Raw genomic sequence first — 17259 nt, forward strand, 5'->3', positions numbered from 1 at the left:
TTTTAAATACACCAAGAGATTTATGCTTTAATTTCATTAACAAAGATTAAACATTCATATTAACAATAAATGTATATTATCACTTTGATAGTTCAAATTAGACATAAATCCCTTGTGCTCATTTTAGTTGCTATTATTAATTTTTATTTTATCATTTTATTTTGTGATTGCATATACTTTTACTCTAGAATCATACTTTCTACTTCTCCAAAATCATCAGTATCAATAATAAATGATCCATTAGTATATTGTTCAGATAAGTGTACATCATCGATATTACCATATTCTTCATGATGTTGAGAGAATACAATATATTTCGTGTGATTTTCTTTAACTACTGCACCTGCCACAATTCGATGCGGTTTTTTCTTTAATTCTTTTAGTAAAGTAATTCCACGTTGTGCGCGTTTAGCTTCTTGAAGAACATTAAAATCAATACGCTTCATAGCACCACGTTGTGTAACCATTATTATGGAATCTGAGTCGTTCACATCTTCTGTCATAACAACATAGTCTTCATCTTTAAGATTAATTGATTTAACACCAGCTGCTCTTAAGCCTGTATCCGATAATTCATTAGTTGAATAAGTTAATGACATGCCTTTATGGGTTAGAACAGTAATTAACTGATCAGACTCTAATCGAACGACATTAATAAGTTCATCTTTGTCTTTAACCTTCATATTTATGAGTGGTTTATTAAACCGAGTAGTTTTAAATTGTGAAGCACTACTTTTCTTAATCATGCCGTTTTTTGTAGCCATAATATAAAAGGCTTCATTTTTAAAATCTTTTTCGTTGTATACATTTACCACTTCTTCATCTTCATCTATTGGCACAATTTGTGATATGTGTTGACCAAGCTCTTTCCAACGGATATCGGCTAATTTATGAACAGGTATAAACAAATATCTACCTTTATTTGTAAATACAAGAACAGTATCTTGAGTATTCACGCTTTCATGTTTTAATAAACGGTCGCCGTCCTTCAAACCGATTTCAGTCACACCACTTGCGTTAAAACTACGTGTAGATGTACGTTTTATATAGCCATGTTGCGTCAAACTTAAAATCACTTCTTCACTAGGCACCATAACTTCTTTATCAATTTTGATTTCGGAAATTTCAGCTTCGATTGTAGATAGTCGATCCACTTTAAATTTCTTTTTAATTTCATTTAGTTCATCTTTAATTACTGCTAAAAGTGCCTCATGATTATCTAAGATATTTCTTAATTCTTTTATTAAAGCTTCTAACTCTTCATGTTCTTTTTTCAAAGCTTCAATGTCAGTATTTGTTAATCTATACAGCTGTAACATGACAATAGCTTCTGCTTGAGCTTCAGTAAAGTCATACTCTGCAACTAAATTATCTTTAGCATCTTTTTTATTTTTAGAATTACGTATCAATGCAATAACTTCATCAAGTATAGATAAAGCTTTCATTAATCCTTCCACAATATGCATACGTTTTTCAGCTTGCTCTAAGTCATAACGCGTTCTATTTGTAACCACTTCAATTTGATGATTTAAATAACTTTCTATAATTTCACGTAATCCCATCAACTTAGGGCGACCTTCACTAATAGCAACCATATTAAAATTATATGAAATTTGTAAATCCGAATTCTTATATAAATAGTTTTTGATTGATTCGCTATTAGCATCTTTTTTTAATTCGATTGCAATTCGTAATCCAGTTCTATCAGTCTCATCTCGAACTTCTACAATACCATCAACCTTTTTATCGGCACGTAATTCGTCAATTCTTTTAACTAAACTACTTTTATTCACTTCATACGGAATTTCAGTCACAATTAATTGTTTACGTCCACTTCTTAAAGGCTCTTCATCTACTCGTGAACGCACGACAACCTTTCCTTTACCGGTCTCATACGCTTTTTTTATACCTTCTATTCCTTGAATGATACCACCTGTAGGAAAGTCAGGCCCTTTGATATATTTCATCAGTTGATTAATTGTAATATCAGGTTGATCGATATACTTCAATGTGCCTTGTATTACTTCGGCGAGGTTATGCGGCGGGATATCAGTAGCATATCCTGAAGAAATCCCCGTAGATCCATTAATTAATAAATTAGGAAATCTCGCTGGTAATACCATTGGTTCCAAAGTTGTGTCATCATAGTTTGGAATAAATGATACTGTTTCCTTATTAATATCCCTTAATAGTTCTTCTGATAATTGACTAAGTTTAGCTTCTGTGTAACGCATAGCAGCTGGAGGATCGTTATCGATACTACCATTATTACCATGCATTTCAATTAGAACATGACGTAACTTCCAATCTTGACTTAAGCGCACCATAGCATCATATACTGAAGAGTCTCCATGAGGATGATATTGACCTATTACATCACCGACAGTTTTCGCACTTTTACGGAAATTTTTATCATACGTATTCCCACTTGAATACATTGCGAATAGTATACGTCGTTGTACTGGTTTTAAACCATCACGTACATCAGGTAATGCACGTTCTTGAATGATATATTTACTATAACGTCCAAATCGGTCACCAATAACATCTTCAAGTGACAAATCTTGAATTATCTCACTCAATTCGTTTCCTCCTCAATATATTTTTCATTCTCTAGTATTTGGACTTCTTTATTATCCAAAATGCTTTGATCTTCTTGCATACCAAATTCAACGTGTTTTTCAATCCACTCTCTTCGTGGGGCAACCTTATCCCCCATCAAAGTAGTGACACGTTTTGATGAACGAACTTCATCTTCAACTTGAACTCTAATTAATGTCCGAGTTTCTGGATTCATGGTAGTTTCCCATAATTGTTCTGGATTCATTTCACCAAGACCTTTATAACGCTGTAATATGAAACCTTTTCCTAATTGCTTTTGTAAATTTTCTAATTCTTCATCAGTCCAAGCGTACTCAACTTTTTTATTCTTACCTTTGCCTTTTTCTAATTTGTATAAAGGCGGTAACGCAATAAAGACACGTCCAGCTTGAACAAGTGGTTTCATATATTTAAAGAAAAATGTAAGCAATAATACTTGAATATGTGCACCATCCGTATCAGCATCTGTCATGATAATAATTCTGTTGTAATTACTATCCTCAATTTTAAAGTCAGTACCAACACCAGCACCAATAGTATGAATAATCGTATTAATTTCTTCATTTTTAAAAATATCCTCTAAACGTGCCTTTTCTGTATTAATAACCTTTCCACGAAGAGGTAAAATAGCTTGGAATTTACGGTCGCGTCCCAATTTTGCAGAACCTCCCGCTGAATCACCCTCAACTAGATATAACTCGTTTTTATCAGTATTTTTACTTTGCGCAGGAGTTAACTTACCTGATAACAATGTATCTTTACGTTTATTTTTCTTTCCGGAGCGTGCATCTTCTCTAGCTTTACGAGCAGCCTCGCGTGCTTGTTGAGCTTTAATTGCTTTTTTAACTAATGATTTAGATAATTGGCCCTTTTCTTCTAAGTAATATGGTAATTTTTCTGAAACAACAGAGTCTACAGCACTCCTTGCTTCTGAAGTGCCAAGTTTTGATTTCGTTTGCCCTTCAAATTGAAGAAGTTCTTCTGGTATACGTACTGAAATTATCGCTGTTAAACCTTCGCGTATATCATTACCGTCTAAATTTTTATCTTTATCTTTCAGTTCGTTTATACGACGTGCATATTCATTAAAAACACGAGTCATCGCCGTTTTGAAACCAACTTCATGAGTACCTCCGTCCTTTGTACGAACATTATTTACAAAACTTAATATGCTCTCAGAGTACTGATCATTATATTGGAATGCTACGTCTACCTCTATTCCATTGGAATGCCCTGCAAATGTAGTAACATCATGTAATACTTCTTTACCTTCATTGACATAACTAACAAATTCTTTAATTCCTTCTTCGTAATGGTAAATTTCTTCTCGTTCTTTTCCACTACGTAAATCAGTAAGTGTAATTTTTAAATCTTTAAGTAAAAATGCAGATTCTTGTAAACGCTCACTTAAAATATCAAAATTAAAAGTCGTCGTTGACTTAAATATTTCTGAGTCTGGTTTAAATGTAACTTTAGTACCAGTTTTTTTTGTTTTTCCAGTTTTTACTAAACCTGTCGCTGGAATACCACCATTTTTGAAATTTTGTGTGTAGATATTACCATCTCTATGAATTTCAACTTCAAGCCATTCACTAAGGGCATTTACTACAGAAGCACCCACCCCATGGAGACCTCCAGATGTTTTATAACCTCCTTGTCCAAATTTACCTCCAGCATGTAAAACAGTAAATATAACTTCTGCAGTAGGTTTGCCAGACGCATGTATACCTGTTGGCATACCTCGACCATTATCTTCTATAGAAATACTACCATCCTGATTAATTGTTACTGTAATCGCATCACCATAACCATTTAATACTTCATCGACGGAGTTATCGACAACTTCATATACAAGATGATGTAATCCTCGTTTATCAGTTGATCCAATGTACATACCAGGTCTCTTCCTAACTGCTTCTAGTCCTTCAAGTACCTGAATTGAATCATCTGAATAATTATTTTGTTTATTCATTGCCAATGATTTCGCCCTCCTACAAACGTACGTTCGTTATTAAAACTATACAATAGTTATTCTTATATAAATTCACCTAAATTGCAAGTGTCATTTAAATTACTAAGTTGTTTGAGTAACTTTATTGAATTAAATTAAATTAACAATGTTCTAATTAATATTGAGTGTGGTAGAATGAAGCTAAGTTTCTAAAGGATGTGTAAGTTTTTATGATGATCATCGTCATGTTAATCTTGAGTTATCTGATTGGTGCATTCCCAAGCGGGTTAATTATTGGTAAATTATTTTTTAAAAAAGATATAAGACAATACGGTAGTGGAAATACTGGAGCAACTAACAGTTTTCGTGTTCTTGGAAGACCAGCTGGATTTATAGTTACGTTTTTAGATATTTTCAAGGGATTTATTACAGTCTTTTTTCCACTATGGTTCCCAGTTCATGCGGATGGTGTTATAAGCACCTTCTTTACAAATGGTTTAATAGTAGGATTGTTTGCAATACTCGGTCACGTGTATCCAATATATCTGAAATTTAATGGCGGAAAAGCAGTAGCTACCAGTGCAGGAGTTGTATTAGGTGTCAATCCTATTTTACTTCTTATCTTGGCAATTATCTTTTTTAGTGTATTAAAAATCTTTAAATATGTTTCTTTATCAAGTATCATTGCAGCAATTAGTTGTGTGATTGGTTCAATCATCATTCATGATTATATTTTACTTGCTGTTAGCGGAATTGTTTCAATCATATTAATAATTCGACACAAATCTAATATAGTTAGAATTTTTAAAGGAGAAGAACCTAAAATTAAATGGATGTAACTCAAATTTCTAATTGCTTAGAGCCTGGGACTTCAAATCAATGTTCCAGGCATTATTAATATATTAGCGATTAATAACTTAATTGCCAAAATAAAATAAAGACTTAAAATTTTGAAAAGATTCATTATTTTCCATGAATTTATATTTACTCGATTACAATAAAAGAGCATATCCAATGTATTATGCTATCATGCCTTTAAAATTTAGATAAATAAAAATTTAAAAAAGTAAGGTGATAACACTATGAATATAAAATTAACTCAAAAGGCAGTAGAATGGTTTAAAAACGAATTGGATTTACCTATAAGCAATAAAGTTCTTCAATTTTATGTAAAATATGGAGGAGAATTCCAATTAAAACAAGGATTTAGTCCAGCGTTCACCGTAGAAAATAAAGATGCTATTGATATAGGTTTTGAACAAACATTCTATGAAATAAATGTCGTTATTGCGGAAAAAGATTTATGGTATTTTCAAGATGAAAAACTAACTGTAGATGCAATCGATCATGAAGATGAGATCATCTACAAACGAAATTAATATAATTATACATATAAAAAAAGAAGCGATAAAAACTACTTCGCTTCTTTTTATAAATGATTAATGCCAAACGTAACCTCAGCATCTTTACCTTCTTTATTTAACTGGTTAACTTTACTATAAGTCTCATGCCACTCAGGAAAATATCTATCCAAGCGTATGGGTTTAAATGTATCTGCTTTAATACAGATAAGTTCTGTTGAACCAGTAGTAGCTAACTCTCCATTTTCATTATAAACCTCATAACAATAAGTTGAACGTAATCTAGAATATTTTTCCACCCATGTTTTTACTGTCACCTTTTCAGGATAGTAAATTGATTTTTTATATTGCACTTTTAAATCTACAACTGGTGAAATAACACCTTGTTCTTCCATAGAGGCATAACTGAAGCCAAGCTTTCTTATATAGTCTGTTCTCGCAACTTCAAACCATGTTGCGTAGTTACCGTGATAGATAACCCCCATTTTATCGGTTTCTTGATATCTTGCTTCAATTTCAGTCAAACTGTATATCATTGGAATAATCCTTCTTTCAACTTTAACTTATTCTTTCAATTAAGGATAACATAAAGCAGTCATGCCAACACAATAGTTAGCATGACTGCTTGTACTCAATAGTGAGTCAAAATCATATTAAATTACTGCGCAAGTTTATTTCTTAGTACCATTTGTAAAATACCACCATGACGATAATAATCTAATTCTACTAGTGAATCAAAACGTACAATAGCTTTGAAATTAATGATTTCACCATTTTCTTTTTTTGCAGTCACATTTACAAAATCATGTGGCTGTACATCTTCATTAATATCTACAGATATTTCTTCTTTTCCATCAAGACCCAGTGCTTCTGCAGATTCTCCTTGTTGGAATTGAAGCGGTAGTACACCCATCATAACTAAGTTAGAGCGATGAATACGTTCATAGCTTTGTGCAATGACAGTTTTAACTCCTAATAAATTGGTACCTTTTGCAGCCCAGTCACGAGAAGATCCCATTCCATAGTCATTACCAGCTAAGACAACTAAGCCAGTTTCATCTTCTTTATATTTCATTGCTGCATCATATATAGGCATTATTTCTCCGGTAGGCCAATATGTTGTAAATCCGCCTTCAGTACCTGGAGCAAGTTGGTTTTTGATACGAATATTGGCAAATGTACCACGTACCATAACTTCGTGGTTACCGCGACGGGAACCATAAGAGTTAAAGTTGCGAATTGCAACATCATGATCTAATAAGTATTTTCCTGCTGGTGTATCTTTACCGATAGCACCTGCTGGAGAAATATGGTCTGTTGTAACAGAATCACCAAATTTACCCATAACTCTCAAACTTTTAAGTGGTTCAATTTTACCCGGCTCTTTAGATAATCCTTGGAAAAATGTTGGATTTTGAATATATGTTGAATTAGGATCGAAATCATATAATGGTTCATCGGTTACATCTATTTCATTCCACATTTCATTGTTATGATATACATTTTTATATTCTTCTAAGAATAGTTCAGGTGTAACAACTTTATCTACAGTATCAGAAACTTCTTGTATTGAAGGCCAAATGTCTTGTAAATATACATCTTTACCATCTTTACCTTTACCAATTGGTTCATTTTGTAAATCAATATCTACTGTACCAGCAAGCGCATAAGCTACAACAAGTTGTGGTGAGGCTAAATAGTTTGCTTTCACTAATGGATGGATTCGCCCCTCAAAATTACGATTACCTGATAAAACTGAAGTTACTAATAAATCTTCATCCGCAACTGCCTTTTCAATTTCAGGTAATAGTGGCCCTGAGTTACCAATACATGTAGTACAACCATAACCAACAAGATTGAAACCTAAATCATCTAAATACTGTTGTAATCCAGAATCTCTTAAATATCCTGTAACAACTTTTGAACCTGGAGCAAGTGACGTCTTAACAAACTCTGGTACTTTCAATCCTTTTTCTACAGCTTTTTTAGCAACTAAACCAGCACCTAACATAACATATGGATTAGAAGTGTTAGTACATGAGGTAATAGCAGCAATTGCTATATCTCCTGTTTTCATTGTTGCTTTAGATCCATCATTAAAATTAATTTCTGCTTTTTTATCAAATTCACTTTGATCAAGTCCATGTCCTTGATTACCAGCAGGAGCAGTTACTGATTTTTCAAATTCTTTTTTCATATCACTTAAGAAAATTAAGTCTTGTGGACGCTTTGGACCAGAAAGTGATGCCTCTACTGTAGATAAGTCTAAATCAATAACATCTGTATATTCAGGATCCTCTTTTTCTACATCAAAGAACATATGGTTTTGTTGTAAATATTCTTTAACCAATTCAATATGTTCTTCGTCACGGCCTGTAAGTTTCATATATTTCAATGATTCTTCATCTACTGGGAAGAAACCACACGTTGCACCATATTCTGGAGCCATGTTAGCAATTGTAGCTCTGTCTGCTAATGGTAAATGTTGAACACCTGGACCGAAGAATTCAACAAATTTTCCAACTACACCTTTTTTACGTAATTCTTCAGTCACACGTAAAGCTAAATCCGTAGCTGTTGAGCCTTGTGGTAAAGAGTGAGTTAAACGCACTCCGATAACTTCAGGAATTGGGAAATATGATGGTTGTCCTAACATACCTGCTTCGGCTTCGATACCACCAACGCCCCAACCTAGAACACCAATACCATTAATCATTGTAGTATGTGAATCAGTACCTACTAAAGTGTCAGGAAATGCTGTTTTTTCACCATCAACATCTCTTACATGTACTACATTTGCTAAATACTCTAAGTTTACTTGATGGACAATACCTGTAGCAGGAGGTACTGCATTATAGTTATCAAAAGCTTTTGTTGCCCAGTTTAAAAATTGATAACGTTCATAGTTACGTTCAAATTCTAATTTCATATTACGTTCTAATGCTTCTGGATTAGCGTAACTATCAACTTGAACTGAATGGTCGATAACTAAATCCACAGGTACTTCTGGGTTGATTTTATTAATATCCCCACCAACATCATTCATAGCTTTACGTAAAGAAGCCAAATCTACTACTGCTGGCACACCTGTAAAGTCTTGTAAAATAACTCTAGAAGGTTTGAATGGAACTTCACCTTCGTTACCTGCATTTCCGAATTTACTTAATGCTTTGATATGATCATCTGTTATAACAAAATCATCCTCTTGTCGTAACACAGATTCTAACAATACGCGAATTGAGTATGGTAATTTAGAAATTTTAGCTAGCCCTTTTTCTTCTAATGTTTGTAAGTCATAGTAAGTATATGATTGGCCATTTAATTCGAATTGTTTCTTTGCTTGTTCTTTAATATTAGAAGCCATTTTATATCCCCCTTGATATTTATATATATTTATATGCCGTTAATTAAATTGTATTATTATATGTTTATCAAAACAACTATGTACCGTTAGAAAACGCTTTATTTTCATTTCGCTTTTGTAATCAGTTTATATAAGAAAAACTTATCTTAAAATATTTGTGCAATAAGAAAATGTTATTAATTGAGAATGGTTATCAATAATGAACATCATTTTAAATCTCAAACTACTATTCGGTTTCTTCATACATATTGAATGACTAAAACTTATAAGCGTATGCACTCAAAAATGAAATGATATCAATTTGATACTGTATCTATCTGCAGATATGATAATAAAATTTTAGTTGTGAGACATTAATGATTTTTATTAAAAAAACCTGAGACAATTTTGTTTGTCTCAGGTTAATAAAGCAATTACACACTATTCTTCTTTTTCTTTATTTCTTCTAACTTCTCTTTTTTCAAGAATATCTGTTTCATAATCTTCTTGTTGATATTTAACATATTCTTGTAAGCGATGTTTATTTGGCGTAAGTGTTAATCCAAGGAATTTACGTTCCTTATTTGCATCTTTGTAGAAACTTATCATCATCATTATGACGACGAATGAGAATGGGAAGGCACTTATAATGGCAGCACTTTGAATAGCATTCAAGGCTTTAGAGCCATCTCCTCCACCAGCTAATAATAGTACAAAGGCAATAAGTGCTTGCGCAACTCCCCAGGTTACTTTAACTAGACTACTTGGATTTAATGATCCAAATGTAGTTTGCATACCTAATACGAATGTTGCTGAGTCAGCTGAAGTAACAAAGAAAGAAGCGATAAGCAATAATGCAATGATAGATAAAACAATACCTAACGGAATATGGTTGAATACACCAAATAACTGTGTTTCAGGTGACATTTTAAAGAGACCCGAATCTTTTTTACCAGCTTCAATGCCTAATACGCCGAAAACACTGAACCATATAAAGCTAACAAGTGCCGGTACTAATAAAACACCTGAAATAAATTCTCTTATAGAACGTCCTTTAGATACACGTGCGATGAATACACCAACGAATGGACTCCAACTTAGCCACCAACCCCAATAGTATAATGTCCAAGTTGACATCCAATCACGCTTTTGACCGTTTAACGCAGCAGTATCAAAACTGTTAAATAAGAATGAATTTAATAAGCTACCCGTAGAACTTGTCATCATATTTAAGATTAAAACAGTTGGTCCAACAATTAAGGTTACAATCATTAATATCGTACCAAGACCTATATTTAAATTACTTAAATATTGAATTCCCTTGCTTAAACCTGACCAAGCACTAGCAATAAATAAAATTGTTACGACAACAATAATAATACCTTGAACAAAAGTGTTGTTCGGCACACCAAATAAATAATGCAAGCCACCATTAATTTGAAGTGCGCCCATACCTAGAGACACAGCTACACCAACTAATGTAGCAAAAACAGAAAGTACATCAATAAGAGTACCTATTGGTCCTTCAACTTTATCTCCCAATAATGGACGTAAGGTTCTAGAAATTAATCCAGGTTCACCTTTACGGAATTGAGAATAAGCAAGTGCTAAAGCTACCACGCCATAAATTGCCCAAGCATGGAATCCCCAATGGAAAAATGTAGATCTTAAAGACTCAGTGTAGGCCTTTGTCGTTTCAGGATCAGCTGTTGGTGGAGCAGCAAAATGTGCCATAGGTTCAGCTGCACCATAGAATACTAAACCAATACCCATACCAGCACTGAATAGCATTGCGAACCAAGAAATTGTATTAAATTCTGGTTTGTCATTAGGTTTACCTAATTTAAGTTTCCCAATTGGACTGAAAATCAAGAAAACACAGAAGAATACAATTACTGTTGTTAAAATAAGGTAATACCAACCCAAATTATTAGTAATCCACATCTTAGCCGTATTAGTAACGCTATCGAATTTCTCAGGCCAAACAGCACCGATAATCACTACTATAGCTGCAATAATTGAACTATAGATGAAAACCGAAGAAAACTTTTTATTTTTCTTCTCTTGTGAAGAAGAATTCATAATTAATTACTCCCTTCATTCGAATATTTAATTTTTCAAGGCAGTAAAATCAAAAAATTAAATTTTATTTTAAAATTTTTAACTTTACCAATACACTTTAATAGATTAACAAAGGTCTTCAACATTATCAAATTTACATAATTATAGTATTTGCTAAAATATTTATATGTTGTATAATCAGAAATATATTTTAAAAGAAGGGTTATGCTTTATGTTAAAAGAATTTAAAGAGTTTGCACTCAAAGGCAATGTTTTAGACTTAGCTATTGCTGTAGTTATGGGAGCAGCGTTTAATAAAATAGTTACATCCCTAGTCCAATACATCATCATGCCATTAATTGGTAAATTATTTGGTTCAGTTAATTTTGCTGAAGATTGGTCTTTTTGGGGGATTAAGTATGGACTTTTCATACAATCAATAATTGACTTCATCATAATTGCTTTTGCTTTATTTATCTTTGTTAAGATAGCTAATACAGTTATGAAAAAAGAAGAGAAAGAAGAAGAAGTAGAAGAAAATACTGTTTTATTAACAGAAATTAGAGACTTGCTTAAAAAATAATCAAATCACTATATCCAATTATAGAGACTTAAAGAAATTATACGTGTTCTTATTAAAGTATTGAAAAATCAATAGCTTTAAATTAGAGCATGTCACAAAATCTTAAGTCTCTATTTTTTAATTTTTTCTAAATTGTGTATGACTTTCGTATTGGTTACTTGTCACTTCTAAAATCAAAGGTATGCGTTGCTTAAGTTCGCTTACATGTGAGATTATACCAACCATGCGCCCAGATGATTTTAAATTAATTAATGTATCTATCGCAGTTTCGAGTGTTTCTTGATCTAAAGTGCCAAATCCTTCATCTATAAACATAGAATCTAAAGTGATTCCACCTGATTCTTGTTGTACAACTTCACTTAATCCTAAAGCTAAAGCTAGTGATGCTTGAAATGTTTCTCCTCCTGAAAGTGAACTTATGTGTCTCGATTTATTTGAATGAAAATCAAACACGTCAATTTCCAATCCACTTAACCCTAAGGAAATGGCCTCTCTTCTAATCAGTTGATATCTATTTCCACTCATAAATGAAAGTCGTTGATTCGCTTGAAAAATTATTTTTTCCAAGTAATAAATTAAAACATAATTTTCTAGTGTTAATTTATAATCATTTTTACCAGCTAATATTTCTGATAGCAAGAAAATTTCTTTTTGCACTTTTAATTCATCATCGAGAATCTGAATTATATTTTTTATTTTATTAAATTTGTTAGAGTTATTATCTATTTTATAGCTAATCGTAGCTATTTGTGAATTCGTTTCATCTAGTTTCAAGTTTGTTTTTTCTATAGATTGTCGTAATTCTTCTAAATTTAATAATTTTTTGCCCTTAACCAATTCTTTGAGTCTGTTAATCTCTATTTCATAACTTTGATAGTTCTTATTATAAATATTAATTTCTCTTTCTATTTCATCTTTTTGAGCACTTAAATCTGCAGCGCTTTTGACTTGATCATAAGACTCAAAACCAAGTTGTTGCATTTCTTTTTCCATTTTTAATTCTAAATTATTTATTTCCTTACTTGTTTGAGTTAAATTCTCAGTTAAATGTTTTTGATCATTCATTTCTATCTTTAACTTATTATTCAACTCGTTCAATTTATCTTTAGTTTTCTCATTCTCATACTCATACGTCTCAACTTGTTTTTTAGCATGAGAATAATAAGTTTCAAAATCATTTACTGATGAAAATTGTGAATGTCGTTCAAAATCATTAATTTGAATTTCCAGTTTTTCTTTTTGCGTGTTCTTTCGACTCAAATCTAAATCAAACTGATGTATTTTATTAACTATTTCTTTTTCTTGTTTCTCAAAATTTTCTACTAACTTATTTATGCTTTGTTGCTCGTCTTTTAGTTGATTCAAATGATTAAGCTGTTTTTGAAGCTCACTAATATCCTTCTTTTCTTGTTTCTCAAAATTTAATTCATTTTCTCTATGATTTAATTCTTCAATTCGAGTTTCTATTTTGATTATTTCATCACGAATTTTTACCTTCTTACTTTCTAACCGTTTTATTTTATTATTTTTTTGAGCAATTGATTCAAAATCAATATGTTCTCCCAATGAATGTATTTCATTACCACAAATTGGACAGGTATCTCCAATTGACATAGCGGACTTTATTTCATTTACAAAATCCTTTTTGTCATTCAAATCAATTAAAGTCGCATCTATATTGGTGATTGATGATTCAATTTCATTTAACTGTTCTTTCTTCTCTTTTAATTTGCTAAGATAAGATGATTTATCTAGTTGTAATTTATCAAATAATTTCTCATCCTTTTTTTGTCTTTCAGATTCATCTATAATCTTTTTCAGCTTATAAATCTCTTCAGTGTAATGTTCAATAATTGCAAAATCTTTGTTCTTGTTGTTCATTTCTTTCGTCAATTCTTCTTTTTTGGTTATTAAATCATTATATTCACTGTATAATCTTTTTATTTCTTCTTCAATTACCGGTTTTTGTTGATAACTACTAATAATCTTATCTAATTGATTGAAGAAAACTTGGTTTTTTTCTAGATACTGATTAAATTGAGTTATTTCATTTTCTCGTGTTGATAAATGTTCGAGTTGTTTTTGAAAACCTTTAATTTCATTGTGATAGTTTGTTTCGTTTAATTTTGATTGCTCATGAAGTGACACTAATTCATCTTTATCTTTTTTTAAACTTTGTAACCTAGTAAAATAAGTGATTAATACTTTAGATTCCTGAATCATTTTTAATTCTTGCTTTAATTTATCAATATAATTTTGTTCTTTTTTCAAATCGTCAAATTTGATTTTTTCCGCTTTTAATTTTTTAGTATTCTCACTTAATTCAACATTCACTTTATATTTATGATTTAAATCATCTAATTCCTTAGTTATTTTATTCTTAGCTTCTTCAAATGACTTGAGAATTTTGCATCCATAATCATTAAATTGTGGGAATTTTTCAATCATTTTATCTGTCTGAGAACTCTCTAATTCTTTATATAAGGCCAATTCATCATTATTAAATGTATCTATATCATTCCATAAATTTTCAATTTGAGTGTATCTATTTTCAATTTGTACTTTTTCTTGCTTTACATTTTCTACAAGTAGATGTCTAATCTCATCAAATCGCTCACTATTAAAAAGTGTTCTAAGAATCGATTGTTTGTCTTTACTATTTGACTGAAGAAACTTTTTAAATTCTCCTTGAGGCAAAATAAATAATTGACGAAATTGTTCAGCATTAACGCCTAATAATTGTACGATAAATTGATTACCTTGATTCACTTTACTTTCTCTTAATTCAAATTGATTATCAACTAATTCATATATATTTAACTTGGCTTGTGTTTTAGTTATATTCCCCTCTTTAATAAATGGCGCTTCTCTATGAATTTTAAAAGTTTGATTATTAACTTTAAATTGATAAATTACAGACATTGGCGATTTACCGTCTGCAAAATGACTTCTTAAATCTCCTTCTTTTCTAGTTTTGGTCGAAGCCATACCGTATAATGCGTATACTATAGCATCAAAAATCATTGTTTTACCAGATCCAGTTTTACCACTAATTAAAAAGAGTTGATCAGTTTCAACTTGCTCAAAATCAATAGTTTCTTTAATAAAAGGGCCAAAGTTCTCCATAACTATATGTAAAGGCTTCAAATCTTACCCCTCCCTATCCAATATAAAACTTAACAAGTGCTTTATTTTGTCTGATTGAACTTGACTCAGATGTTGATCTGTCATATTTTTATAAAAATTTTCTATAATTGTCTGATCATCTTGTTTTTTGATTTCAACATGGCTAAAATTCTCACTATGATCAAATACTACATTCGATAGTGCTAATATATTGGGATAAATTTGTTTCAGTTTCATCATTGGATCAGTAATATGAGAAACATTCGTTAACTTAAAATGAAAATAATTATTTTTATTTTTTACTTTAATTCTTTCTTGAATAATATCCTCATAATCACCTTCAATAACTTCTAGTTCTCTTAGAGGTTTTAAAGGAACGAAGGTTTCATTTAATAGTTGGTTGTTTTCAATATCAAGAACTCTATATCCTTTAGATTGATTTACTTCAGAGAAAGAGTATTGCAAAATCGAACCGCTATATTTGATAAAAGAGTTATTTATACTAAATGGATGATGTAGGTGCCCGAGCATTACATAATCAAACAACCGAAAAGAATGCATATCAACTGATTCTACTGTTCCAATAGTTAATGGTCTTTCCGAATCTGAAGTTTTACCGCCCTCAATAGTTAAATGACCAATTAATATATTCACCTTATTATTATCTATGGAACTAGACATTTGCTCTAAGCATTCGTTTAATGCTTGTTGATATGTTTCTATTTGCTTATCCTTAAAATAATTTTGTACTTCACTCACAGTTGCGAAAGGTAAAGTGAAAAATTGAACACCACTCAATTCTATTGGATCATCAATATTTTCTAGTTGAGTTCTTATGTAAAGTTGATTATTCTCAAACCATTTAGAGCCATAATTCAATCTCTCCCTACCATCATGGTTACCGCTTATCATGATTATTGGAATTTTAAGTTCTATATTTAGGTATTCAATAGTCTCTTCAAGTAAACCTATCGCTTCTTTACTTGGATATGAGGTATCATACAAATCACCTGCAATTACTATTAAATCTGGCTGTTCTTTCTCCATATGTTGTTTAAACTGAGTTAAAATATATTTTTGATCTTCAAGCAATTGTTTTCCATTTAAAATTTTACCCAGATGCCAATCAGCGGTATGTACAATTTTCATAATTATCCTCCTGATAAGAACGTTTGTTCGTTTTAATTCTATATGCTTTTTTTATCTTTTTCAAGTAAAAAACCACCTATCAAGATAATGATAAGTGGTTAAATATATTACTTAATAAGATTCTTTTGCAATTTTTTATATTTATAAAGCATTGCACATCTCCAAGGTACTATCATACAAAATGCGAGTAAAAAAAACATACCAGCAATTTCACCTGGATCAATTTCGCTACTTATAAATATTTTAATAACTGTTCTTATTATTAATAATGATATTAAAATAATTGGAAATGCTTTAGACCGTTTCATATAAATATTATCATCTTTAACTTCGAATCTAGAAGTCCAGATTAAAACAGTAGAAAACAAAACACCTAATATCAATGATTCTAACATTTCCATACCAGTTAATCGAAAGTATGGTACCACATACATCAATGCACCGGTAGCCATGAAAAATGGTGGTAAGATAATTTTCTTTTCATTGACTGGAAACTGTTGTGCTTTCATTCTTATCACTATAACGACAGCACCCATTAGAAATGCAAATACAATGGAAAAGACTAAATAAGTCAAATTGACACCCTCTTTTGACATAAACTTATTCGCTTAAATAATCATTTGATAGTATATCATTATCACTATAAAATTGACACTTTAAACGTTCAATTTTTAACATTTAAATACATATATAGTATTTAATTCATTACTAGAACATAAAATTAATATATTAATAATAATAAAAAAAGAGCGCTACAGTTATTCGATAAGTTTCTGTAACACTCGTTAATATAATGTCTATGAACCTTACATTTTTTGATTCATATTTTTATTCATCATTGTCATCATTTGATTAATTTTCTTTTGAGATGGTTTTTGTCCCATTTGCATCATCATCATACGTAGCATTTCCTCATTGATAGGTGGATTTTTCTTTAAGTAATCTTTCATATATTTTCTAGCTAATAAGAAACCACCAATTAAACCTGCAATAAGTGCTATAACGATTAGAATAATTGCTACCCAAATTGCCATTGTTTCACCCGCTTTCTTTATCCTTATGCATTTTACTAAATTCGTTCTGT

Annotated in this window: 12 protein-coding genes; 3 read left to right on the forward strand and 9 right to left on the reverse strand. The window is 31.0% G+C overall.

The annotated features are described in order from the left end of the window. Positions 1–179: 179 nt before the first annotated feature. A complete protein-coding gene (parC, locus tag NST35_RS07050; RefSeq protein WP_002439655.1) occupies positions 180–2582 on the reverse strand; it encodes a DNA topoisomerase IV subunit A in 2403 nt (800 codons plus the stop codon). Further along, complete coding sequence (parE, locus tag NST35_RS07055; RefSeq protein WP_002456533.1) at positions 2579–4573, reverse strand: DNA topoisomerase IV subunit B; 1995 nt, start codon at positions 4571–4573, stop codon at positions 2579–2581. The genes parC and parE overlap by 4 nt, the downstream gene beginning before the upstream one ends. A 209-nt stretch (positions 4574–4782) precedes the next feature. On the opposite strand from parE, the gene plsY reads away from it, so the two are divergent. After that, positions 4783–5391, forward strand: a complete 609-nt coding sequence (gene plsY / locus NST35_RS07060) for a glycerol-3-phosphate 1-O-acyltransferase PlsY (RefSeq protein WP_002439653.1) — start codon at positions 4783–4785, stop codon at positions 5389–5391. A gap of 243 nt (positions 5392–5634) precedes the next feature. Then, entirely contained in the window at positions 5635–5931 is a 297-nt protein-coding gene (locus tag NST35_RS07065; RefSeq protein ID WP_001831009.1) for a HesB/YadR/YfhF family protein, read from the forward strand. Between the two features lie 50 nt (positions 5932–5981). On the opposite strand, the gene menI is transcribed toward NST35_RS07065, so the two are convergent. From menI to NST35_RS07080, 3 genes are all read right to left on the reverse strand, one after another. Next, positions 5982–6449, reverse strand: coding sequence for a 1,4-dihydroxy-2-naphthoyl-CoA hydrolase MenI (gene menI, locus NST35_RS07070; protein ID WP_001831194.1), 468 nt, complete (start codon positions 6447–6449; stop codon positions 5982–5984). A 122-nt stretch (positions 6450–6571) separates the two neighbouring features. Beyond that, the gene (acnA, locus tag NST35_RS07075; RefSeq protein ID WP_340747285.1) at positions 6572–9277 is read right to left on the reverse strand and encodes an aconitate hydratase AcnA; all 2706 of its coding nucleotides are present in this window, start codon (positions 9275–9277) and stop codon (positions 6572–6574) included. Between the two features lie 420 nt (positions 9278–9697). Next, entirely contained in the window at positions 9698–11338 is a 1641-nt protein-coding gene (locus tag NST35_RS07080; RefSeq protein WP_001831122.1) for a BCCT family transporter, read from the reverse strand. A 211-nt stretch (positions 11339–11549) separates the two neighbouring features. Here NST35_RS07080 and mscL point away from each other — a divergent pair, with 211 nt between their 5' ends. Next, positions 11550–11900 (forward strand): large conductance mechanosensitive channel protein MscL, encoded by a 351-nt coding sequence (gene mscL / locus NST35_RS07085; protein ID WP_001831237.1) that lies wholly within the window; start codon positions 11550–11552, stop codon positions 11898–11900. Positions 11901–12017: 117 nt separating this feature from the next. Here mscL and sbcC read toward each other — a convergent pair whose 3' ends face one another. From sbcC to NST35_RS07105, 4 genes are all read right to left on the reverse strand, one after another. Then, complete coding sequence (gene sbcC / locus NST35_RS07090) at positions 12018–15047, reverse strand: exonuclease subunit SbcC (RefSeq protein ID WP_002456208.1); 3030 nt, start codon at positions 15045–15047, stop codon at positions 12018–12020. A 3-nt stretch (positions 15048–15050) separates the two neighbouring features. Continuing rightward, positions 15051–16175 (reverse strand): exonuclease subunit SbcD, encoded by a 1125-nt coding sequence (sbcD, locus tag NST35_RS07095; RefSeq protein ID WP_001830960.1) that lies wholly within the window; start codon positions 16173–16175, stop codon positions 15051–15053. Between the two features lie 107 nt (positions 16176–16282). Further along, complete coding sequence (locus tag NST35_RS07100) at positions 16283–16750, reverse strand: CcdC family protein (RefSeq protein WP_001831312.1); 468 nt, start codon at positions 16748–16750, stop codon at positions 16283–16285. A 231-nt stretch (positions 16751–16981) separates the two neighbouring features. Further along, entirely contained in the window at positions 16982–17209 is a 228-nt protein-coding gene (locus NST35_RS07105; RefSeq protein WP_001831215.1) for a YneF family protein, read from the reverse strand. Positions 17210–17259: the final 50 nt, after the last annotated feature.

It is taken from the genome of Staphylococcus sp. FSL W8-0304 (genome assembly GCF_038006565.1).
GTDB classification, from domain to species: domain Bacteria; phylum Bacillota; class Bacilli; order Staphylococcales; family Staphylococcaceae; genus Staphylococcus; species Staphylococcus epidermidis.

Excerpts from the sequence above, each read along its gene's own strand:
- parE (WP_002456533.1), bottom strand. The coding sequence starts at position 4,573 with ATGAATAAACAAAATAATTATTCAGATGATTCAATTCAGGTACTTGAA.
- plsY (WP_002439653.1), top strand. The coding sequence starts at position 4,783 with ATGATGATCATCGTCATGTTAATCTTGAGTTATCTGATTGGTGCATTC.
- NST35_RS07065 (WP_001831009.1), top strand. The coding sequence starts at position 5,635 with ATGAATATAAAATTAACTCAAAAGGCAGTAGAATGGTTTAAAAACGAA.
- menI (WP_001831194.1), bottom strand. The coding sequence starts at position 6,449 with ATGATATACAGTTTGACTGAAATTGAAGCAAGATATCAAGAAACCGAT.
- acnA (WP_340747285.1), bottom strand. The coding sequence starts at position 9,277 with ATGGCTTCTAATATTAAAGAACAAGCAAAGAAACAATTCGAATTAAAT.
- NST35_RS07080 (WP_001831122.1), bottom strand. The coding sequence starts at position 11,338 with ATGAATTCTTCTTCACAAGAGAAGAAAAATAAAAAGTTTTCTTCGGTT.
- mscL (WP_001831237.1), top strand. The coding sequence starts at position 11,550 with ATGTTAAAAGAATTTAAAGAGTTTGCACTCAAAGGCAATGTTTTAGAC.
- sbcD (WP_001830960.1), bottom strand. The coding sequence starts at position 16,175 with ATGAAAATTGTACATACCGCTGATTGGCATCTGGGTAAAATTTTAAAT.
- NST35_RS07105 (WP_001831215.1), bottom strand. The coding sequence starts at position 17,209 with ATGGCAATTTGGGTAGCAATTATTCTAATCGTTATAGCACTTATTGCA.